Origin of the sequence: Escherichia sp. E3659 (assembly GCF_005781135.1) — a bacterium.
GTDB lineage: Bacteria > Pseudomonadota > Gammaproteobacteria > Enterobacterales > Enterobacteriaceae > Escherichia.
Map to the genome: position 1 here is coordinate 264,711 of NZ_VATQ01000006.1, position 22,335 is coordinate 287,045.

The window sequence follows — 22,335 nt, forward strand, 5'->3', positions numbered from 1 at the left end:
TTAATATGCGCGCAGCGTCTGGAAAACCGAGGCCAAAAGACGTGCGTCTTTAATGCCCGGTTGCGACTCTACAGCAGAATTAAAATCAAGTCCGGCGCAGCCGGTTTGTGCCGCTTCCACGCAGTTATCTGCGCCTAAGCCCCCCGCCAGCAGAACGTTGCCAAGCGATTGACCATTTAATAGTGACCAGTCGAAACGTTGCCCGCTTCCACCCTGGCCGTTGTCGAAAACATATTTATCGACGTGCTGAAAATCGCGTGCGGGAAGAGTTTCACCGACGCTCAATGCTTTCCAGATGGCAACGTTTGCGGGCAGCACGTCACGCAGTGCGTCGATATATTGCTGATCTTCATTACCATGCAGTTGCACTGCTGCCAGCGATAACGCGTTAGCTTTGTCCACCACATCGGCAATATCGTGATTGCGGAATACGCCAACGTATTGCAACGGTGCCGCAGCCATCACTTCCTGCGCCTGTTCAACGCTGACGCAACGCGGTGACGTTGTAACAAATATCAATCCACCGTAAATCGCGCCCGCGTCATAAGCGGCTCTGGCATCTTGTGGGCGAGTCAGGCCACACACTTTATTCTCACCCAGCAACACCCGGCGCACGGCGGCGTTCAAATCGTCATGGGCCATCAACGCCGAACCAATTAAAAAGCCGTTAGCGAAGTGGCTTAACTCACGTACCTGAGCGTAAGTATTGATGCCGGATTCGCTGATCACCGTCACGTTGTGCCCCAGTTTCGGCGCAAGCTCGCGGGTACGGTTGAGATCAATCGACAAATCACGCAGATCGCGGTTGTTGATGCCAACGACCTTTGCTCCCAATGCAATGGCGCGCTCCAGTTCCTCTTCATTACTGACTTCGGTCAGCACACCCATCTTCAGACTATGGGCGACAGCGGCAAGCTGGCGATATTGTTCGTCGTCCAGAACCGACAGCATTAATAAGCAGGCATCGGCCTGGTAATAGCGCGCCAGATAGATCTGGTAAGGGTCGATAATAAAGTCTTTACATAAAATCGGCTGGGGGGCGATTTGGCTGACGATGGGGAGGAAATCAAAGCTCCCCTGGAAATATTTCTCATCGGTCAGCACCGAAATTGCCGAAGCGTAATGTTTATAAATCGAGGCAATGCGTGCCGGATCGAAATCATCACGGATCACGCCTTTTGACGGCGACGCTTTCTTGCACTCCAGAATAAACGCCGTGCGTGCACCCTGTAGCGCATCATAAAAATGTCGCGTGCTCGGCTGAACCTCATTCTGAAAACTGGCCAGCGGTTGCTGCTGTTTGCGGGCTTCTACCCAAATCGCCTTGTCTGCGACGATTTTCGCTAAAACGGTTTGCATCATTTACCCTCGTGCCGCCAGTGCGGTGACTCTGTCGTAAGCGGAACCACTGCGCAGTACCTCAAGAACGGTTTGCGCATTGGCTTGCAGATCTTCATGGCCATGCAGGCGCATTAACATGGCGACATTCGCCGCGACGGCTGCTTCATGGGCGGCGTCGCCTTTACCTTGTAACAAGCGTGTTAAAATGTCACGGTTTTCTTCCGGTGTTCCGCCTGCCAGTTGTTCCTGGTGGTAGGGGGTCAGGCCAAAATCTTCAGCGGTTAGCTGATAGCTCTTAATTTCGCCGTCGTGCAGCTCGGCAACAATGGTCGGTGCGTGTAAGGAAACTTCATCCATTCCACCGCTGTGCACCACCGCTGCACGTTGATACCCCAGCACGCGCAAGGTTTCGGCAATCGGCAGCACCAGTTCCGGACTATAAACACCAATTAACGCCAGCGGTGGATGCGCCGGGTTAATCAGTGGCCCCAGCACGTTGAACAGGGTGCGGGTTTTCAGTTGCTGGCGAACCGGCATCGCGTGGCGGAATCCGGTGTGATATTTCGGCGCAAAGAGGAAACAAACACCTAACTCATCCAGCGCCTGGCGCGATTTATCGGCATTCATATCAAGATTAATACCGAACGCCGCCAGCAGATCGGACGAACCAGATTTACTGGAGACGCTGCGGTTACCGTGTTTCGCCACTTTCAGCCCACAGGCCGCGGCGACAAACGCACTGGCGGTAGAAATATTGATACTGTTACTGCCGTCACCGCCGGTGCCGACGATATCGGCAAACAGATAATCAGGGCGTGGGAACGGCGCGGCGTTTTCCAGTAGCGCGGTTGCTGCTCCGGCGATTTCGTTTGGATGCTCGCCGCGAATTTTCATGCTCACCAGCGCCGCCGCGAGCTGTTCTGGCTTCAGCTCGCCACGCACCACCGCTGAAAAAAGCTGGTGGCTTTCTTGTTGGCTAAGCGTCTGCGCCTGATACAGTTTTTCCAGAATCGGTTGCAGCGTGTTGGTTGGCTCTAGTTTCTGCTGCGCCCAGGCCAGCGTTTGTTCCAGCAGGCGAGCGCCCTGGGTAGTGAGAATGGATTCCGGATGGAACTGGAATCCGCAAACGCGATCCGCATCGTGACGCACCGCCATCACCATGCCATTAAAATGGGCGTTGATGGTTAAACCTGCCGGAATGTTACTGCCAACCAGCGAGTGATAACGCGCCACCGGCAGCGGGTTTGTTAATCCGGCAAACATCGCCTGACCGTCATGTTCAATGCTCGACGCTTTACCGTGAAGAATTTCGCCCGCCTGACCGACATAGCCCCCGTAGGCTTCGACAATCGCCTGATGTCCGAGGCAAATGCCAATAATGGGCAGCTTGCCACGCAAGCGGGTGAGCAGTTCTGGCATACATCCCGCTTCACTCGGCACCCCTGGCCCCGGAGAAAGCATCAGCACCGGATTGCTCATGGTCGCCAGACGTTCAATTAAGGTCTGCGCCGGAATATGGTTGCGGTAAATCACCACGTTATGACCATTGCTGCGCAACTGATCTGCCAGGTTGTAAGTAAAAGAGTCGATATTATCGAGCAGCAGAATGTCAGCCATCAGAATGTCTCCTGTGCATGATGCGCGGTGGCAATAGCGCGCAGTACAGCGCGGGCTTTATTACGGGTTTCGTCGGCTTCCGACTGCGGAACAGAATCAAGGACTACGCCAGCACCGGCTTGCACGGTGGCGATACCGTTTTCCACCAACGCCGAGCGGATCACAATGCAGGTGTCGAGATCGCCATGCGCGGTGAAATAACCTACCGCGCCGCCGTAGCTGCCGCGGCGACGACCTTCCGCCTCGGCAATTAACTGCATAGCGCGTACTTTCGGCGCACCACTTAACGTCCCCATATTCATACAGGCGCGGTAAGCGTGCAGGGCGTCGAGATCGTGGCGCAGCTCACCGACCACGCGGGAGACCAGGTGCATCACGTAAGAGTAACGGTCAACTTTGGTGAGGTCGGCGACGTAGCGGCTGCCGGGGGTGCAAATGCGTGCCAGATCATTACGGGCGAGATCCACCAGCATCAGATGTTCAGAAAGCTCTTTATGATCGGTACGCATTTCCAGTTCGATGCGGCTGTCGAGGTCTCTGTCCAGTGAACCATCGGCACGACGACCGCGTGGACGTGTTCCGGCAATCGGGTAGATCTCAATCTGGCGGCTGGTGGCGTCATACTTGAGCGAACTTTCCGGCGAGGCGCCAAACAGGGTGAAATCATTATCCTGCATAAAAAACATGTACGGGCTGGGATTACTCTTTTTCAGCACGTAATAGGCCGCCAGCGGTGACGGGCAGGGCAGAGAGAAACGGCGAGATGGCACCACCTGGAAAATTTCTCCGGCGCGAATCGCTTTTTGCAACAAACGCACTACGCCACCGAACTCTTCATCGCTCTGGTTACATTCACAACGCATATGCGGCACGGAAACCACCGGCAGCGGTGGCGCGGTTTCGGTCAGTTGCTGGCGAAGATCGTTCAGGCGAGCAGTGAGACGTTGTTTTTCTTCTTCATTCGGAGCAAACAGGCTGGCCTGAATGCGGGTGCTTTTTTTCTGATGATCGATAACCATCAGCGTTTCAGCGAGATAAAAACAGAAATCAGGGCAGTTATTTTCCGCTGACAATTGCGGTAAATCTTCAAACCCCGCCACAAGGTCGTAAGAAAACAGGCCACCAAAAAACATCGCTTCCCGTTCTTCCTTCGGTACATTCAACAGATTCTGCAATAAGCGGAAAGCGTCAAAAACCGAAAGGGAGCATAAGCGGGCGTCTTCATCCAGCAGTGGACTGACAGGGGGGAAGCGCAGCACACGGCAGTTTGGTGATTGTTCATTTTCCACACCCGCAGGCAGGGCGTTATCCAGTAGTGTCAGCAGGGATTCGCCATTGCCGGAAAGTGCCTGGATTGTGACAGTGTCACCTAAAGCTGTAATACGCAGCGCACTGTCTACCAGCAGCAGGCTTTTTAAATCATCTTTGCTGTCGATATCTGCGGATTCCAGCAGCAGCGTTGCCGGACGATCCCCACACAACTGGTGAAAAAGCGCGGTCGGATTATCTCGATAAGCGCCTTCGCAGGTTAACAATTCGAGAGTCGGTTTTTGTGTTTGCATTGTTATTCTCTAATTTTGTTCAAAAAAAAAGCCCGCTTATAAGGCGGGCTGGGTATCTGATTGCTTTACGCATGGTGAATACACTGCCCGTTTCAGGAAGTGCGCCACCAACCTTTCAGTACGAAAATCGCTTTCATTGTCGATACCCTTTTTACGTGAACTTGCGTACTAGTTAACTAGTTCAATGGTTAATTGTCAACAGCTCATTTCAGAATATTTGCCAGAACCGTTATGATGTCGGCGCCAAAAACATTATCCAAAACGGGAGTGCGCCTTGAGCGACACGAATTACGCAGTGATTTACGACCTGCACAGCCACACCACAGCTTCCGATGGCTGCCTGACGCCAGAAGCATTGGTGCACCGTGCAGTCGAGATGCGCGTTGGCACCCTGGCGATCACCGACCATGACACCACAGCTGCAATCGCGCCAGCAAGAGAGGAAATTTCACGTTCGGGACTGGCGCTGAATCTTATTCCCGGCGTGGAAATTTCCACGGTCTGGGAAAATCATGAAATTCATATTGTCGGGCTGAATATTGATATTACTCATCCGCTAATGTGTGAGTTCCTCGCGCAGCAGACAGAACGGCGCAATCAGCGGGCGCAGCTAATTGCCGAAAGACTTGAAAAAGCGCAAATACCAGGGGCGCTGGAAGGCGCGCAACGACTGGCGCAGGGCGGCGCGGTGACGCGCGGTCATTTTGCTCGTTTCCTGGTGGAGTGCGGCAAAGCCAGTTCAATGGCGGATGTCTTTAAAAAGTATCTGGCGCGCGGGAAAACCGGATACGTTCCGCCACAGTGGTGTACAATAGAACAAGCTATTGATGTCATTCATCATTCTGGCGGTAAGGCGGTGCTAGCTCATCCTGGGCGGTACAATCTTAGTGCTAAATGGCTGAAAAGATTGGTTGCGCATTTTGCCGAACACCACGGCGACGCGATGGAAGTCGCGCAGTGCCAGCAATCGCCCAATGAACGCACCCAGCTGGCGACACTTGCGCGTCAGCATCATTTATGGGCATCACAAGGATCTGATTTTCATCAGCCATGCCCGTGGATCGAACTGGGTCGTAAACTCTGGCTGCCCGCAGGCGTTGAAGGCGTCTGGCAGCTATGGGAACAGCCGCAGAACACCACAGAGAGGGAATTATGAGCCAGTTTTTTTATATTCATCCTGATAACCCGCAGCAACGTCTGATCAACCAGGCGGTGGAGATCGTGCGTAAAGGCGGGGTGATTGTTTATCCAACTGATTCCGGCTATGCGCTCGGCTGTAAAATTGAAGATAAAAACGCGATGGAGCGTATTTGTCGTATTCGCCAGCTGCCGGACGGTCACAACTTTACCCTGATGTGTCGCGATCTTTCTGAACTCTCGACCTATTCATTCGTGGATAACGTTGCGTTTCGTTTAATGAAAAACAACACGCCGGGCAACTATACCTTCATCCTGAAGGGGACGAAGGAAGTGCCACGCCGTCTGTTGCAGGAAAAACGCAAAACAATCGGTATGCGTGTGCCTTCTAACCCGATTGCGCAGGCGTTGCTTGAAGCACTGGGCGAACCGATGCTTTCCACTTCGCTAATGCTGCCAGGCAGCGAATTTACCGAATCCGATCCCGAAGAAATTAAAGACCGTCTGGAAAAACAGGTGGATTTGATTATCCACGGCGGCTATCTCGGACAGAAACCGACAACGGTCATTGATCTTACCGATGATACGCCGGTCGTGGTGCGTGAAGGCGTAGGTGATGTGAAGCCTTTCTTATAACAAATTGCGTTCCACGGATGGAAGACTATGGCAGGGAAGTTTCGCTGCATTTTGCTGTTGATAGCAGGGCTGTTTGTATCATCTCTAAGTTATGCAGAAAACACGGAGATCCCTTCTTATGAAGAAGGGATCTCGCTCTTTGATGTTGAAGCCACTCTGCAACCGGATGGGGTGCTCGACATCAAAGAGAACATTTATTTTCAGGCGCGAAATCAGCAGATTAAGCACGGATTTTCTCGTGATTTACCACGACTATGGATGCAGCCTAATGGGGACGCTGCACTGCTGAACTATCGTATTGTTGGCGTCACCCGTGACGGCGTTCCTGAACCCTGGCATCTTGACTGGCATATCGGGTTAATGAGTATTGTCGTGGGCGATAAACAACGTTTCTTGCCTCAAGGCGACTATCATTATCAAATTCATTATCAGGTTAAAAATGCTTTCCTGCGCGAGGGTGATTCTGACCTGCTAATCTGGAACGTGACCGGTAACAACTGGCCGTTTGAAATCTATAAGACTCGATTTTCACTCAAGTTCTCTAATATTGCGGGTAATCCATTTAATGAAATCGATCTCTTTACCGGAGATGAGGGCGACACATATCGAAATGGCCGCATCCTTGAGGACGGAAGAATTGAATCCCGAGATCCGTTTTATCGTGAAGACTTCACGGTACTCTACCGCTGGCCTCATGCCTTGCTGGATAATGCCCCGGCACAACACACGACGAATATTTTTAGCCATCTTTTTTGGCCCTCAACATCGTCTCTTATCATTTGGTTACCGTGTTTGCTCCTGGCGTGTGGATGTTTATATCTCTGGAGGCGCAGGCCGCAATTTACGCCGGTAGATGTGATTGAAACCGATGTCATTCCGCCAGATTACACGCCCGGCATGTTACGTCTCGATGCGAAGCTGGTTTACGACGATAAAGGTTTTTGTGCCGATATCGTAAATCTGATTGTGAAAGGAAAAATTCATCTGGAAGATCAGTATGACAAGAACCAGCAAACCCTGATCCGTGTTAATGAAGGCGCCACCAGAAATAATGCGGTATTACTGCCCGCAGAGCAGTTATTACTGGAAGCGTTATTTCGTAAAGGCGATAAGGTCGTTCTCACGGGGAGGCGCAACAGAGTCTTACGCAGGGCGTTTTTACGGATGCAGAAATTTTATCGGCCGCGTAAAAAGTCTTCGTTTTACCGACCTGATGCGTTTTTGCAATGGGGTGGAATGGCGATATTGGCGGTCATTCTCTACGGTAACCTGAGTCCCGTAGGTTGGGCAGGAATGAGTCTGGTGGGCGATATGTTTATTATGATCTGCTGGCTTCTTCCTTTTTTATTTTGTTCCCTTGAGCTTTTGTTTGCCCGCGATGATGACAAGCCTTGCGTTAATCGTGTAATCATCACTTTGTTTTTACCACTGATTTGTTCAGGCGTGGCCTTCTATTCTCTCTATATCAATGTCGGAGATGTATTCTTTTACTGGTATATGCCAGCGGGTTATTTTAGCGCTGTTTTCCTGACCGGTTATCTCACTGGCATGGGGTATATTTTTCTGCCAAAGTTTACCCAAACCGGGCAGCAACGTTATGCCCACGGTGAAGCTATCGTTAACTATCTTGCGCGTAAAGAGGCGGCAACGCACAGTGGACGGCGGCGGAAAGGGGAAACACGGAAGCTGGATTACGCGTTGTTAGGTTGGGCTATATCGGCAAATTTGGGGAGGGAATGGGCGTTACGCATTGCCCCTTCGCTTTCTTCGGCGATTCGCGCTCCAGAGATTGCCCGTAACGGCGTTTTATTCTCATTACAGACGCACCTGAGTTGCGGGGCCTATACCAGTTTGTTGGGGCGGAGCTATTCCGGTGGTGGTTCTGGCGCTGGTGGCGGTGCGGGAGGTGGAGGCGGTGGCGGTTGGTAACCAAATCGACGTTAATCGAAACAAGCTTTAACCATAAAGATAGTGTAGTATGTTGCGCCTCAAAGCCAGGCCAGTTAAAACGTCGAGTCGTTTACTTAAGGCCTGAAGAGTTCGAACAGACTTTACTATCAGTGAGTCAGATGTAAGTTCTGACTCATTGTTGCACAAAAGCATATCAGACGCCTGGGAAGGCGACACCAAAAGGAAGCTCAATGAGCGAAAAGTTACAGAAAGTGCTGGCGCGTGCCGGCCACGGTTCACGCCGTGAAATCGAATCTATTATTGAAGCCGGTCGTGTGAGTGTCGATGGCAAAATTGCTAAACTCGGCGATCGCGTTGAAGTTACCCCTGGGCTGAAAATCCGTATCGATGGTCACCTGATTTCGGTTCGTGAATCCGCCGAGCAAATTTGTCGCGTTCTGGCCTATTACAAGCCAGAAGGTGAGTTGTGTACACGTAATGACCCGGAAGGGCGTCCGACCGTGTTTGATCGTCTGCCGAAGCTGCGCGGTGCGCGCTGGATTGCCGTGGGGCGTCTGGACGTTAATACCTGCGGTCTGTTGCTGTTTACCACCGATGGTGAACTGGCAAACCGTTTAATGCACCCCAGCCGTGAAGTTGAACGTGAATATGCCGTGCGTGTATTTGGTCAGGTTGACGACGCGAAACTGCGCGATTTAAGTCGTGGCGTGCAACTGGAAGATGGTCCGGCAGCATTTAAAACCATCAAGTTCAGCGGTGGTGAAGGGATTAACCAGTGGTACAACGTGACTCTGACCGAAGGTCGTAACCGTGAGGTTCGTCGTCTTTGGGAAGCGGTGGGTGTGCAGGTAAGTCGCCTGATCCGTGTGCGTTACGGTGATATTCCACTTCCGAAAGGTCTGCCACGCGGCGGCTGGACAGAGCTGGATCTCGCCCAGACTAACTATCTGCGTGAACTGGTGGAACTGCCACCAGAAACCAGCTCTAAAGTTGCTGTAGAAAAAGATCGTCGCCGCATGAAAGCAAATCAAATTCGTCGTGCGGTGAAACGTCACAGTCAGGTGAGCGGCGGTCGTCGTTCTGGCGGACGTAATAATAACGGTTAATTTAAGATAAGTATAAAATAAAGGCCCTGCGGGGCCTTTTCTTCATTTGAAGCATGATAAATAGTCGCAGTATTTTAATTTAATTTCATACTTGCTTATGAATAATACCCGGAAATAGCCACATTACTATTTAATTATCTGAGATAAACTCAACGTCAAGAGGTGGGTTATGATTAGATATAGTGGAATATTTCTATCGCTGTTAATGCTTTCAGGTTGTGCAACTGAAGCATTGAAAAACGAACAAGCTGAAACTGTTATTACTGCGGGTAACAAAGCAGTAGCGGCGAATGCAAGTTTCTTTAAACAATACTATGCTTCTCGTGAAAACTTCCTTGTTAATTTCTACGCGACTAATCCGGATTGTGCCCTACGACCTGATTATACCATTGATATAGGCGGTGATGGGAATGGCGGAAAATTATGCCAGCGTTCAGGGCCAAATACAAAACAAGTACAATTAGTCCCTTTCGAGAAAGAAAAATTACTGGCTTCAATGGAAGTCATTAATAGCATGAGCGCTTATGTGGAACTTCTGACAGAGGATATGGCAACTACGGAAAGTCGGCAAGTGGCATTACTTAAACAGGCTCTGGATCACGCAAACAACGCACAAACACTACTTGGTGTTTCACATAGCAAAGATTTAGCTCAATCTGCAGCAGCGGTTAAAGATTTGGTAAATTATTTCAATGAGTTATATATAATTAAAGTCAATTCTGGAAAAATAGGCAAAACGGTAGATGAAAACTGGGTAAGACTTATAAAGAACATGGCAGTTTTGCGCAATGATATTTATACAAAAAGCAATAAGATTGAAAATTATACCTTAGCGAATGTGCATGATAATATGTTTTATTATAATACGGCATCTAAAAACTCTAAGAATACAGAGTTTAACACTCTGAAAAACAGGAAGGAGTTTCTAAGTTCAGTAATCAATGTGAATGAAACCAGACTACAGGCATCGGCACCTGCCATGCCTGCGATTGAGGCTTTAAATGCCTTTATAGATAAGGGTGATTATCTGAAAAGCTTATACGTTAATAAAACACGCACGGCAGCTGAACAAAAAAGATTAAATGAAATATTACGCGCACAGGTCATTAGTGGGTTAAAGGCGTCTGAGGGGCTGGCAAAATTACTTATTGCCAGCGGAATAATGTTATAGGAGGCTTTTTATGAACGATGTACAAAATCGTAGAATACTGGCATTACTCGACATGCTGTATAATACCCTGGGCAACAAAACCACATGCAAGGTTTGTCATAAATATTTTATCCTTATCCTCTCGGTTATGAACAATCTGACGATTAACTATGGTACTGAAACCTCACCAGAGTTAAGCGGAATCAGTTATGAAGATGCGAATGCGCTAATTACGGAACTGATATTATTTATTGAAGATGTTGACGCTGAGAATCATGAAGCATATCCGGGACATTTGAATGAGATTAAACGAATTCTGAATTTCGCTATTGCCGCTTGAATATAATCATGATTAAAGCACCTCAAGAGGCTTCTTTTGAGGTGCTTTCACTTAGTAGTCAATCCCTATCTGCGCTTTTACACCGGCATCAAACGCATGTTTCACGGGGCGTAATTCACTTACCGTATCCGCCAGTTCAAGAATATCCCGATGACAGCCTCGACCCGTGATAATCACCGTCTGTTGATGTGGACGTTCATTTAACGCCTGCACCACTTCTTCCAGTGGCAAATAGTCATACGCCACCATATAAGTCAGCTCATCGAGCAAAACCATATCCACTGAGGAATCTGCCAGCATCCGCTTTGCATGTTGCCAGACTTCACGGCAGGCGGCGGTATCAGACTCGCGATTTTGCGTATCCCAGGTAAAGCCCGTTGCCATCACCTGAAATTCAACGCCGTGTGGTTCCAGCAGTTTTCGTTCGCCATTAGGCCAGGTACCTTTAATAAACTGCACGACCCCCACTTTTTTGCCATGGCCAACCGCGCGAGTTGCGGTACCAAATGCCGCGGTGGTTTTGCCTTTTCCATTGCCAGTAAAGACGATGACAATGCCACGCTCATCCTGCGCTTGCGCCACGCGAGCATCAACTTTCTCTTTAACACGCTGCTGACGCTGTTGGTAGCGTTCATCACTCATTGGGAAATTCCTGGTTTGCGGCCCGGTTGGGCGTCAAAGGTCATGCCGGTTTTACGGCGGCTGTCATCGCCCATCAGCCATAAATAGAGTGGCATGATATCGGCGGGTGTTTTGAGTTTCTGTGGATCTTCGGTGGGGAAAGCACTAGCACGCATTGCAGTACGTGTACCACCCGGGTTAATACAGTTCACACGCAGGCGCTGCTGGTATTCATCGGCCAGCACTTGCATCATTCCTTCGGTGGCAAATTTCGACACCGCATATGCGCCCCAGTTGGCTCGTCCCTGACGTCCAACGCTTGATGAGGTAAAGACCAGCGAACCCGCGTCCGATTTGAGTAATAAAGGAAGCAGTGCCTGGGTGAGCATAAAAGTGGCATTAACGTTGACCTGCATGACGTCCTGCCAGACCTGCGGATTTTGTTCGCGCATTGGGCAAACATCGCCGAGCAATCCGGCGTTATGCAGCACGCCGTCCAGACGCGGATAATTAACAGCAATACGCTGTGCCAGTTGTTGGCAGTCTTCAGACGTACAGGTCAGCAAATCGAGAATAAACCATTGCGGCTGGCGTCCTGTCTCTTCGAACATGCTCTGGGCCACCTGACGTAATTTTTCTTCGTTCCGGCCCAGCAGAATGACCGTCGCGCCATAGCGCGCATAAGTTAAAGCGGCTTCACGACCAATGCCGTCGCTGGCGCCTGTCACCAGGATAATACGATCATTGAGTAAATCTTGTTTTGGTTGGTAATGCATGGCTACTCCCCGACGACATCAACAGTCGCGCTGCCAGTGTACTTTATGACTTTGGGGTTTTATGCCTGAAACAGGAGGGCATTTCAATCAGCCTGGGGCGATAACGCCGTAAAATGAATACTTTGTCATACTTTCGCTGCAATAACATCTCTGCGAGACGGCTTAACATGCCTGTTGTAAACTGTGAGCCAAAGCGTTGTTTAACCAAGGTGGGACTCGTGGAATTGTTGTCTGAATATGGTTTGTTTTTGGCGAAAATCGTCACCGTTGTGGTGGCGATTGCGGCTATTGCCGCCATTATTGTCAATGTTGCTCAACGTAATAAACGCCAGCGTGGCGAGTTACGGGTCAACAATCTCAGCGAACAGTATAAGGAGATGAAAGAAGAACTGGCTGCGGCGCTGATGGATCCACATCAGCAAAAACAGTGGCACAAAGCGCAGAAGAAAAAGCACAAGCAAGAAGCGAAGGCAGCGAAAGCAAAAGCCAAACTGGGCGAGGTGGCAGCCGAAAGCAAGCCTCGAGTCTGGGTGCTGGATTTCAAAGGCAGCATGGACGCGCATGAAGTGAACGCGCTACGTGAAGAGGTCACTGCGGTACTCGCGGCATTTAAACCGCAGGATCAGGTCGTTCTGCGTCTGGAAAGCCCCGGTGGCATGGTACATGGTTACGGCCTGGCGGCTTCACAGTTGCAGCGCCTGCGCGATAAAAATATTCCTTTAACCGTTACGGTAGACAAAGTGGCTGCCAGCGGCGGTTACATGATGGCCTGTGTGGCGGATAAAATTGTTTCAGCGCCGTTTGCAATTGTTGGCTCTATTGGTGTTGTGGCGCAAATGCCCAACTTTAACCGCTTCCTGAAAAGCAAAGATATTGATATCGAACTGCACACTGCCGGGCAGTATAAGCGCACGCTGACAGTGCTGGGTGAAAACACCGAAGAAGGGCGCGAGAAATTCCGCGAAGAACTGAACGAAACGCATCAGTTATTTAAAGATTTTGTGAAGCGTATGCGTCCGTCTCTGGACATTGAAATGGTGGCTACCGGTGAACACTGGTACGGACAACAGGCGGTGGAGAAAGGCCTGGTTGACGAAATCAATACCAGTGATGAAGTGATCCTTAGCCTGATGGAAGGTCGTGAAGTGGTCAATGTACGCTATATGCAGCGTAAACGGTTGATCGATCGATTCACTGGCAGCGCGGCAGAGAGCGCCGACCGATTGTTGCTACGCTGGTGGCAACGCGGGCAAAAACCGTTGATGTAAAAGATAAACGCGAGGGTAAAACCTCGCGTTTTGCTTTAATCGACCAGATGGTATTTTTCCGAGAGCACATGGGCCAGGTGTTTGAACATATTAAACACCGCGGTGCTTTTCGCTGTCGGCAATCCTTGTTCATCTAAAAAATAATCGCCGCTAAACACCAGCACGCCATTACGCTGCGTGACGCCGGTGGCTTCAATCCCTGCGAGCGTATCCTCATGCTCACGTATGATTTTGTTAGCCTCTTTCAACAGCGTTTCGCGGTCGATGGGTTGTGTCTCTTTGTTCATTATTTACTCCTTAAACAAGGACATTAGTCTACGCCAGGCATGGCTTGCAGACAAATATACCACGCTGACGGCAAGAGCGCCTTACTGGCAACTTTGGATTTTGCATGCTAATAAAGTTGCGTAACGGATTTTATCAGGTACAGTGTGACGCTTTCGTCAATCTGGCAATAGATTTGCTTGACATTCGACCAAAATTACGTCGTGCTATAGCGCCTGTAGGCCAAGACCTGTTAACTCAGTCACCTGAATTATCGTGAACAGAGTCACGACAAGGGGTTGATATCCGCAGAGAGCGAGTCCATATCGGTAACTCGTTGCCAGTGGAAGGTTTATCAATGTGCGACGCATTCCTGGAAGAATCAAATTAGGTAAGGTGAATATGGGTAAAGCTCTTGTCATCGTTGAGTCCCCGGCAAAAGCCAAAACGATCAACAAGTATCTGGGTAGTGACTACGTGGTGAAATCCAGCGTCGGTCACATCCGCGATTTGCCGACCAGTGGCTCAGCTGCCAAAAAGAGTGCCGACTCTACCTCCACCAAGACGGCTAAAAAGCCTAAAAAGGATGAACGTGGCGCTCTCGTCAACCGTATGGGGGTTGACCCGTGGCACAATTGGGAGGCGCACTATGAAGTGTTGCCAGGTAAAGAGAAGGTCGTCTCTGAACTGAAACAACTGGCTGAAAAAGCCGACCACATCTATCTCGCAACCGACCTTGACCGCGAAGGGGAAGCCATTGCATGGCACCTGCGGGAAGTGATCGGTGGTGATGATGCGCGCTATAGCCGAGTGGTATTTAACGAAATTACGAAAAACGCGATTCGTCAGGCATTTAACAAGCCAGGTGAGCTGAATATCGATCGTGTTAATGCCCAGCAGGCGCGTCGCTTTATGGACCGCGTGGTGGGGTATATGGTTTCTCCGCTGCTGTGGAAAAAAATTGCTCGTGGTCTGTCTGCCGGGCGTGTGCAGTCGGTGGCGGTCCGCCTGGTGGTTGAACGTGAGCGTGAAATTAAAGCGTTCGTACCGGAAGAGTTCTGGGAAGTGGATGCCAGCACGACCACGCCATCGGGCGAGGCATTGGCTTTGCAGGTGACCCATCAGAATGACAAACCGTTCCGTCCGGTCAATAAAGAACAAACTCAGGCTGCGGTAAGTCTGCTGGAAAAAGCGCGCTATAGCGTGCTGGAACGTGAAGACAAACCGACCACCAGTAAACCTGGCGCTCCTTTTATTACCTCTACGCTGCAACAGGCTGCCAGCACCCGTCTTGGTTTTGGCGTGAAAAAGACCATGATGATGGCGCAGCGTCTGTATGAAGCAGGCTATATCACTTACATGCGTACCGACTCCACTAACCTGAGTCAGGACGCGGTAAATATGGTTCGCGGTTATATCAGCGATAACTTTGGTAATAAATATCTGCCGGAAAGTCCGAATCAGTACGCCAGCAAAGAAAACTCACAGGAAGCGCATGAAGCGATTCGTCCTTCTGACGTCAATGTGATGGCGGAATCGCTGAAGGATATGGAAGCGGACGCACAGAAACTTTACCAGTTAATCTGGCGTCAGTTTGTTGCCTGTCAGATGACCCCGGCGAAATATGACTCCACGACGCTGACCGTTGGTGCGGGTGATTTCCGCCTGAAAGCACGCGGACGTATTCTGCGCTTTGATGGCTGGACGAAAGTAATGCCTGCGCTGCGTAAAGGCGATGAAGATCGTATTTTACCGACAGTCGATAAAGGCGACTCCCTGTCGCTTGTTGAACTGACTCCGGCACAGCACTTTACCAAGCCGCCAGCCCGTTTCAGCGAAGCCTCGCTGGTTAAAGAACTGGAAAAACGCGGTATTGGTCGTCCGTCTACCTATGCGTCGATTATTTCGACCATCCAGGATCGCGGCTATGTGCGTGTGGAAAACCGTCGATTCTATGCGGAAAAAATGGGTGAAATCGTAACCGATCGCCTGGAGGAAAATTTCCGCGAATTAATGAATTACGACTTCACCGCGCAGATGGAAAACAGTCTCGACCAGGTGGCAAATCACGAAGCGGAATGGAAAGCCGTACTGGATCACTTCTTCTCGGATTTCACCCAGCAGCTTGATAAAGCGGAAAAAGATCCGGAAGAGGGCGGTATGCGCCCGAACCAGATGGTTCTGACCAGCATTGACTGCCCGACTTGTGGTCGCAAAATGGGTATTCGTACAGCGAGCACCGGGGTATTCCTTGGCTGTTCTGGCTATGCGCTGCCGCCGAAAGAGCGTTGCAAAACCACCATTAACCTGGTGCCGGAAAACGAAGTACTGAACGTACTGGAAGGCGAAGACGCTGAAACTAACGCCCTGCGCGCCAAACGTCGTTGCCCGAAATGCGGCACGGCGATGGACAGCTATCTCATCGATCCAAAACGTAAGTTGCATGTTTGTGGTAATAACCCAACCTGCGATGGTTACGAGATCGAAGAGGGCGAATTCCGCATTAAAGGTTATGACGGCCCGATCGTTGAGTGTGAAAAATGTGGCTCTGAAATGCACCTGAAAATGGGGCGTTTCGGTAAATACATGGCCTGCACCAACGAAGAGTGTAAAAACACGCGTAAGATTTTACGTAACGGCGAAGTGGCGCCACCGAAAGAAGATCCGGTTCCGCTGCCAGAATTAGCGTGCGAAAAATCGGATGCTTATTTCGTGCTGCGTGACGGCGCTGCTGGAGTGTTCCTGGCTGCCAACACCTTCCCGAAATCTCGTGAAACGCGTGCGCCGCTGGTTGAAGAGCTTTATCGCTTCCGCGACCGTCTGCCAGAAAAACTGCGTTATCTGGCGGAGGCTCCGCAGCAAGATCCAGACGGTAATAAGACAATGGTTCGCTTTAGCCGTAAAACCAAACAGCAATATGTCTCTTCGGAAAAAGACGGAAAGGCAACTGGCTGGTCAGCATTTTATGTTGATGGCAAATGGGTTGAAGGGAAAAAATAACCTTTAAGTCTGTCAGGTTTTTATAAACAAAGGGTCGCAAAAGCGGCCCTTTTTCATTGCATATTATTTTTTCTACATACCTATACACTAAAGCTATAAATGATATAGTGGTTATAGTTATCACTTTTTTTATTATTAAATCGTATTAGTCACCCACCAGGTGTGGCGAAAAAACGATGTTCTGATGGCGTCTAATTGGATGGTTTAACATGAAATTACAACAACTTCGCTATATTGTTGAGGTAGTCAATCATAACCTGAATGTCTCCTCAACGGCTGAAGGACTTTACACATCACAACCCGGGATCAGTAAGCAAGTCAGAATGTTGGAAGATGAACTGGGCATTCAAATTTTTTCCCGTAGCGGTAAGCACCTGACGCAGGTAACCCCCGCAGGGCAGGAAATTATTCGTATTGCTCGTGAAGTGTTGTCAAAGGTCGACGCCATTAAATCGGTAGCCGGTGAGCACACCTGGCCTGATAAAGGTTCGCTGTATATTGCCACTACCCATACTCAGGCACGTTATGCGCTGCCTAACGTCATTAAAGGCTTTATCGAGCGTTATCCTCGCGTTTCTTTGCATATGCATCAGGGCTCGCCGACACAAATTGCTGATGCAGTCTCTAAAGGTAATGCCGATTTCGCAATCGCCACGGAAGCCCTGCATTTATATGAAGATTTAGTGATGTTGCCGTGCTACCACTGGAACCGGGCCATTGTGGTAACCCCGGATCATCCTCTGGCGGGCAAAAAGGAAATCACGATTGAAGAACTGGCGCAGTATCCGCTAGTAACCTATACCTTCGGCTTTACCGGCCGTTCCGAACTGGACACAGCGTTTAACCGCGCAGGGCTGACGCCGCGTATTGTCTTCACAGCAACTGATGCTGACGTCATTAAAACCTACGTTCGTCTTGGGCTGGGAGTAGGGGTCATTGCCAGCATGGCGGTCGATCCGGTTTCAGACCCCGATCTGGTGCGTGTCGATGCACATGATATCTTCAGCCACAGCACAACTAAAATTGGTTTTCGCCGTAGTACGTTTTTACGCAGCTATATGTATGATTTCATTCAGCGTTTTGCGCCGCATTTAACGCGAGACGTCGTTGATGCCGCCGTTGCACTGCGTTCCAATGAAGAAATTGAAGTCATGTTCAAAGATATCAAATTGCCAGAAAAATAATTACCCACGTTATTTCCGGCATCTTTTTATGTGACAAAGGTGCCGGAATATATTCTCTATTCCTTTTTATTTGTTAGTCGCTCACAATATAAATATCCACAAAATTTTTATGGCAAATCGAGCATAAAGTAGTGTCTATTTATCCGCGTTGCAAACTCCACTCTTCAAATATCTATTTCAGGTCAAAAGATTGAATTATTCACTGGAAACGATTCGTAAATTCGCTGGATTTTTGACTAAAGTTTCATTAGGATTTGTCCTATCATTTGATTAGTTGTACCAATCGTTTAGCGTCTTGCTGATAAGTGATGGCGATTATATGAGGTTAGCAATGCCTTCTGGAAATCAGGCCCCCCGCCGGGACCCTGAATTAAAACGCAAAGCCTGGCTTGCGGTATTTCTTGGTTCTGCGCTCTTTTGGGTGGTTGTCGCACTGCTGATTTGGAAAGTGTGGGGATAACTATGGTCGTTCAGGAGCAACATCAGGAACCGTCACCATTATGTCAGCAGAATGACAATGCAACGGAAACGAAACGGGATTGTTCCGTCGTTATACCCCATAGCTGGAAACTAACACCGCAACAGCAAGCCTTTATAGAGATGTTTGCTGAAGATGATCAGCAGAAACAATAATTATCATCATTCTTATTATCCAATATATTAATGAATATAACGGCTTTTAATACACCACAGCAATAACAGGTTGAGTTATCTCAACATAAAGTAATAACAGTTAAGGGTGTAGCCTATGATCACTACAAATACGAAATACTGGTCCTGGATGGGCGCATTTTCTCTGTCGATGCTCTTCTGGGCCGAACTCCTCTGGATCGTTACTCACTGATCCCTGACCCCGCTGCGGCGGGGTTTTCTTTTGCGTTGCCACAAGGTTTCTCCTCTTTTATCAATTTGGGTTGTTATCAAATCGTTACGCGATGTTTGTGTTATCTTTAATATTCACCCTGAAGAGAATCAGGGCATCGCAACCCTGTTATTAAGGAGGAGCTATGTCGTCAACCCTACGAGAAGCCAGTAAGGACACGTTGCAGGCCAAAGATAAAACTTACCACTACTACAGCCTGCCGCTTGCTGCCAAATCACTGGGCGATATCACCCGTCTGCCCAAGTCACTCAAAGTTCTGCTCGAAAACCTGCTGCGCTGGCAGGATGGCAATTCGGTCACCGAAGAAGATATTCATGCGCTGGCGGGATGGCTGAAAAATGCCCATGCCGATCGCGAAATTGCCTACCGTCCAGCCAGAGTGCTGATGCAGGATTTTACCGGCGTACCTGCTGTTGTTGATCTTGCGGCGATGCGGGAAGCAGTAAAACGTCTCGGTGGCGATACCGCAAAGGTGAATCCGCTCTCACCGGTCGATCTGGTGATTGACCACTCGGTTACCGTCGATCGCTTTGGCGACGATGAGGCATTTGAGGAAAACGTACGCCTGGAAATGGAGCGCAACCACGAGCGTTATGTGTTTCTGAAATGGGGGCAACAGGCGTTCAGTCGTTTTAGCGTTGTGCCACCAGGCACTGGGATTTGCCACCAGGTGAACCTTGAATATCTCGGCAAAGCGGTGTGGAGTGAATTGCAGGAGGGGGAATGGATTGCTTATCCGGATACGCTCGTCGGCACCGACTCGCACACGACCATGATTAACGGTCTTGGTGTGTTGGGCTGGGGCGTTGGTGGAATCGAAGCGGAAGCGGCGATGTTAGGTCAGCCAGTTTCCATGCTTATTCCTGATGTGGTGGGCTTTAAACTCACCGGTAAACTGCGTGAAGGTATTACCGCCACCGACCTGGTGCTGACCGTTACTCAGATGCTACGTAAACATGGCGTAGTAGGTAAATTCGTCGAATTTTACGGTGATGGTCTGGATTCACTGCCACTGGCGGATCGTGCAACCATTGCCAATATGTCGCCGGAATATGGTGCGACCTGCGGCTTCTTCCCAATCGATGCTGTCACTCTCGATTACATGCGGTTAAGCGGCCGTAGTGAAGACCAGGTTGAACTGGTTGAGAAATATGCTAAAGCGCAGGGGATGTGGCGGAACGCAGGTGATGAACCGGTGTTTACCAGTACGCTTGAATTGGATATGAACGACGTAGTCGCTAGTCTTGCCGGTCCAAAGCGTCCACAAGATCGTGTTGCGCTGCCTGATGTGCCAAAAGCTTTTGCCGCCAGTAACGAACTGGAAGTCAACGCCACGCATAAAGATCGCCAGCCGGTCGATTATGTTATGAACGGGCATCAGTATCAGTTGCCTGATGGTGCAGTGGTTATTGCCGCGATAACGTCGTGCACCAACACCTCTAACCCCAGCGTGCTGATGGCGGCCGGATTACTGGCGAAAAAAGCCGTCACCCTGGGGCTGAAACGACAACCGTGGGTCAAAGCGTCTCTCGCGCCTGGCTCGAAAGTGGTTTCTGACTATCTGGCAAAAGCCAAACTGACGCCGTATCTTGATGAACTGGGCTTTAACCTTGTGGGCTATGGTTGTACCACCTGTATTGGTAACTCTGGTCCGTTGCCCGATCCTATCGAAACCGCGATCAAAAAGGGCGATTTAACCGTTGGCGCGGTACTGTCTGGCAACCGTAACTTTGAAGGACGTATTCATCCGCTGGTTAAAACCAACTGGTTGGCTTCGCCGCCACTGGTGGTTGCCTATGCACTGGCGGGCAATATGAATATCAACCTGGCTTCCGAACCTCTGGGGCACGATCGTAAAGGCGATCCGGTATATCTGAAAGATATCTGGCCATCGACTCAAGAGATTGCTCGCGCTGTTGCGCAAGTCTCCACTGAAATGTTCCGTAAGGAGTACGCGGAAGTTTTCGAAGGGACTGCGGAGTGGAAGGAGATTAAGGTTGTACGATCAGATACCTACGGATGGCAGGATGATTCGACCTACATTCGCTTATCGCCTTTCTTTGATGAAATGCAGGCAACCCCTGCGCCAGTGGAAGATATTCACGGCGCGCGAATTCTGGCAATGCTGGGTGATTCGGTTACCACTGACCATATCTCTCCGGCAGGCAGCATTAAGCCTGATAGCCCCGCGGGTCGATATCTACAAGGTCGTGGTGTTGAGCGTAAAGATTTTAACTCCTACGGTTCGCGTCGTGGTAACCATGAAGTGATGATGCGTGGCACGTTCGCCAATATTCGCATTCGTAACGAAATGGTGCCTGGTGTTGAAGGGGGGATGACGCGCCATCTACCAGGCAATGATGTTATCTCTATTTATGATGCGGCGATGCGCTATCAGCAAGAGAAAACACCGCTGGCGGTAATTGCCGGGAAAGAATATGGGTCAGGTTCGAGTCGAGACTGGGCGGCAAAAGGCCCGCGTCTGCTCGGTATTCGCGTGGTGATTGCAGAATCGTTTGAACGTATTCACCGTTCGAATTTAATCGGCATGGGTATTTTGCCGCTGGAGTTCCCGCAAGGTGTGACGCGTAAATCGTTAGGGCTGACGGGGGAAGAGAAGATTGATATTGCCGATCTGCAAAATCTGCAACCTGGCGCTACGGTTCCTGTGACACTAACGCGAGCTGATGGTGTGCAGGACGTTGTGCCGTGCCGTTGTCGTATCGACACTGCAACAGAATTAACCTATTACCAGAACGACGGTATTTTGCATTATGTCATTCGTAATATGTTGAAGTAATTCCGCTTTATTTGCCGGATGTGGATCATCCGGCAAATATATTAAGTCTGTAGCGAACAGGGTTATTTGTTGAACAAATGGCCCATTTTCTCGGCTTTAGTATCGAGATAGTGTTCGTTATTTGGGTTACGGCCAACAATCAACGGCACGCGCTCAACAATGTTGATACCTGCTTCGGTCAGAATTTCGACTTTTTTCGGGTTGTTGGTTAACAGACGGACTTCATTAACGCCCAGTAACTTGAACATGTCGGCGCAGAGGGTGAAATCACGTTCATCAGCGGCGAAACCTAACTGATGATTGGCCTCTACAGTATCGTAACCTTGATCCTGTAACGCATAAGCACGGATTTTATTCAACAAACCGATGTTACGTCCTTCCTGACGGTGGTACAGCAAAATACCACGGCCTTCTTCGGCAATATGCGTCAGTGCCGCTTCAAGCTGGAAGCCACAATCGCAGCGCAAGCTGAACAGGGCATCACCGGTCAGACACTCAGAATGGACGCGTGCCAGGACAGGAGTATGTCCTGAAATGTCGCCATAAACTAACGCGACATGATCGTGTCCGGTTGCCAGTTCTTCAAATCCCACCATCAGGAAATCGCCCCATGGGGTTGGCAGTTTGGCTTCTGCCACACGTTTAAGCTGCATGAAATTCTCCAGATAATGCTGGTTCTGTATTGGCTTATTTTGCCATAACGCGAAGGGGTTCTCCTAATCACGACGCGCCAATCGTT

Annotated in this window: 21 protein-coding genes and 1 other annotated feature; of the genes, 13 read left to right on the top strand and 8 right to left on the bottom strand. The window is 49.8% G+C overall.

Annotation, left to right across the window (positions count from 1 at the left end; all coding sequences use genetic code 11):
- From trpCF to trpL, 4 genes are all read right to left on the bottom strand, one after another.
- Window positions 1-1,362 carry a bifunctional indole-3-glycerol-phosphate synthase TrpC/phosphoribosylanthranilate isomerase TrpF gene (gene trpCF, locus FEK47_RS06645; RefSeq protein ID WP_171020849.1) on the bottom strand — a complete coding sequence of 454 codons (1,362 nt, stop codon included), beginning with the start codon at window positions 1,360-1,362 and terminating at the stop codon, window positions 1-3.
- The gene (gene trpD, locus FEK47_RS06650; protein WP_000763524.1) at window positions 1,363-2,958 is read right to left on the bottom strand and encodes a bifunctional anthranilate synthase glutamate amidotransferase component TrpG/anthranilate phosphoribosyltransferase TrpD; all 1,596 of its coding nucleotides are present in this window, start codon (window positions 2,956-2,958) and stop codon (window positions 1,363-1,365) included.
- Window positions 2,958-4,520: an anthranilate synthase component I gene (gene trpE, locus FEK47_RS06655; protein WP_135486198.1), complete on the bottom strand. Its 1,563-nt coding sequence runs from the start codon at window positions 4,518-4,520 to the stop codon at window positions 2,958-2,960. The genes trpD and trpE overlap by 1 nt, the downstream gene beginning before the upstream one ends.
- Before the next feature lie 22 nt (window positions 4,521-4,542).
- Window positions 4,543-4,636, bottom strand: a sequence feature (Trp leader region).
- A complete protein-coding gene (gene trpL, locus FEK47_RS06660; protein WP_001700591.1) occupies window positions 4,613-4,657 on the bottom strand; it encodes a trp operon leader peptide in 45 nt (14 codons plus the stop codon). It overlaps the preceding feature by 24 nt.
- 137 nt (window positions 4,658-4,794) lie before the next feature.
- Here trpL and rnm point away from each other — a divergent pair, with 137 nt between their 5' ends.
- The 6 genes from rnm (at window position 4,795) to FEK47_RS06690 (ending at window position 10,800) form a co-directional block, all read left to right on the top strand.
- Complete coding sequence (gene rnm / locus FEK47_RS06665; RefSeq protein ID WP_001285663.1) at window positions 4,795-5,676, top strand: RNase AM; 882 nt, start codon at window positions 4,795-4,797, stop codon at window positions 5,674-5,676.
- A complete protein-coding gene (locus tag FEK47_RS06670; RefSeq protein ID WP_001295575.1) occupies window positions 5,673-6,293 on the top strand; it encodes an L-threonylcarbamoyladenylate synthase in 621 nt (206 codons plus the stop codon). Before rnm ends, FEK47_RS06670 begins: the two co-directional genes overlap by 4 nt.
- 27 nt (window positions 6,294-6,320) lie before the next feature.
- The gene (locus FEK47_RS06675) at window positions 6,321-8,222 is read left to right on the top strand and encodes a DUF2207 domain-containing protein (RefSeq protein WP_135486197.1); all 1,902 of its coding nucleotides are present in this window, start codon (window positions 6,321-6,323) and stop codon (window positions 8,220-8,222) included.
- Between the two features lie 212 nt (window positions 8,223-8,434).
- Window positions 8,435-9,310: a 23S rRNA pseudouridine(2605) synthase RluB gene (gene rluB / locus FEK47_RS06680; RefSeq protein WP_001291217.1), complete on the top strand. Its 876-nt coding sequence runs from the start codon at window positions 8,435-8,437 to the stop codon at window positions 9,308-9,310.
- A 169-nt stretch (window positions 9,311-9,479) separates the two neighbouring features.
- A complete protein-coding gene (locus tag FEK47_RS06685; RefSeq protein ID WP_138183145.1) occupies window positions 9,480-10,481 on the top strand; it encodes a hypothetical protein in 1,002 nt (333 codons plus the stop codon).
- 10 nt (window positions 10,482-10,491) lie between these two features.
- Window positions 10,492-10,800 carry a hypothetical protein gene (locus FEK47_RS06690; RefSeq protein ID WP_135486195.1) on the top strand — a complete coding sequence of 103 codons (309 nt, stop codon included), beginning with the start codon at window positions 10,492-10,494 and terminating at the stop codon, window positions 10,798-10,800.
- Window positions 10,801-10,851: 51 nt separating this feature from the next.
- Here the strand turns inward: FEK47_RS06690 and cobO are convergent, their stop codons facing one another.
- Both cobO and FEK47_RS06700 read right to left on the bottom strand, forming a co-directional pair.
- Window positions 10,852-11,442 (bottom strand): cob(I)yrinic acid a,c-diamide adenosyltransferase, encoded by a 591-nt coding sequence (gene cobO / locus FEK47_RS06695; protein WP_135486194.1) that lies wholly within the window; start codon window positions 11,440-11,442, stop codon window positions 10,852-10,854.
- A complete protein-coding gene (locus tag FEK47_RS06700) occupies window positions 11,439-12,197 on the bottom strand; it encodes a YciK family oxidoreductase (RefSeq protein ID WP_064527203.1) in 759 nt (252 codons plus the stop codon). Before FEK47_RS06700 ends, cobO begins: the two co-directional genes overlap by 4 nt.
- A gap of 218 nt (window positions 12,198-12,415) precedes the next feature.
- Here FEK47_RS06700 and sohB point away from each other — a divergent pair, with 218 nt between their 5' ends.
- The gene (sohB, locus tag FEK47_RS06705) at window positions 12,416-13,465 is read left to right on the top strand and encodes a protease SohB (protein WP_130259729.1); all 1,050 of its coding nucleotides are present in this window, start codon (window positions 12,416-12,418) and stop codon (window positions 13,463-13,465) included.
- Window positions 13,466-13,500: 35 nt separating this feature from the next.
- On the opposite strand, the gene FEK47_RS06710 is transcribed toward sohB, so the two are convergent.
- Window positions 13,501-13,752 carry a YciN family protein gene (locus tag FEK47_RS06710; RefSeq protein ID WP_130208857.1) on the bottom strand — a complete coding sequence of 84 codons (252 nt, stop codon included), beginning with the start codon at window positions 13,750-13,752 and terminating at the stop codon, window positions 13,501-13,503.
- A 379-nt stretch (window positions 13,753-14,131) separates the two neighbouring features.
- On the opposite strand from FEK47_RS06710, the gene topA reads away from it, so the two are divergent.
- From topA to acnA, 6 genes are all read left to right on the top strand, one after another.
- On the top strand, window positions 14,132-16,729 hold the full coding sequence (gene topA, locus FEK47_RS06715; RefSeq protein ID WP_138183146.1) for a type I DNA topoisomerase: 2,598 nt from the start codon (window positions 14,132-14,134) through the stop codon (window positions 16,727-16,729).
- Window positions 16,730-16,938: 209 nt separating this feature from the next.
- Complete coding sequence (gene cysB, locus FEK47_RS06720; protein ID WP_064527218.1) at window positions 16,939-17,913, top strand: HTH-type transcriptional regulator CysB; 975 nt, start codon at window positions 16,939-16,941, stop codon at window positions 17,911-17,913.
- Between the two features lie 319 nt (window positions 17,914-18,232).
- The gene (locus FEK47_RS06725; RefSeq protein ID WP_214251104.1) at window positions 18,233-18,373 is read left to right on the top strand and encodes a YmiA family putative membrane protein; all 141 of its coding nucleotides are present in this window, start codon (window positions 18,233-18,235) and stop codon (window positions 18,371-18,373) included.
- A 2-nt stretch (window positions 18,374-18,375) separates the two neighbouring features.
- Window positions 18,376-18,546 carry a hypothetical protein gene (locus FEK47_RS06730; protein ID WP_130208853.1) on the top strand — a complete coding sequence of 57 codons (171 nt, stop codon included), beginning with the start codon at window positions 18,376-18,378 and terminating at the stop codon, window positions 18,544-18,546.
- 115 nt (window positions 18,547-18,661) lie between these two features.
- A complete protein-coding gene (gene ymiC, locus FEK47_RS06735) occupies window positions 18,662-18,757 on the top strand; it encodes a small membrane protein YmiC (RefSeq protein ID WP_130208851.1) in 96 nt (31 codons plus the stop codon).
- Window positions 18,758-18,920: 163 nt separating this feature from the next.
- A complete protein-coding gene (gene acnA / locus FEK47_RS06740; protein ID WP_135486192.1) occupies window positions 18,921-21,596 on the top strand; it encodes an aconitate hydratase AcnA in 2,676 nt (891 codons plus the stop codon).
- Window positions 21,597-21,658: 62 nt separating this feature from the next.
- On the opposite strand, the gene ribA is transcribed toward acnA, so the two are convergent.
- On the bottom strand, window positions 21,659-22,249 hold the full coding sequence (gene ribA / locus FEK47_RS06745) for a GTP cyclohydrolase II (RefSeq protein ID WP_130208847.1): 591 nt from the start codon (window positions 22,247-22,249) through the stop codon (window positions 21,659-21,661).
- Window positions 22,250-22,335 lie beyond the last annotated feature (86 nt).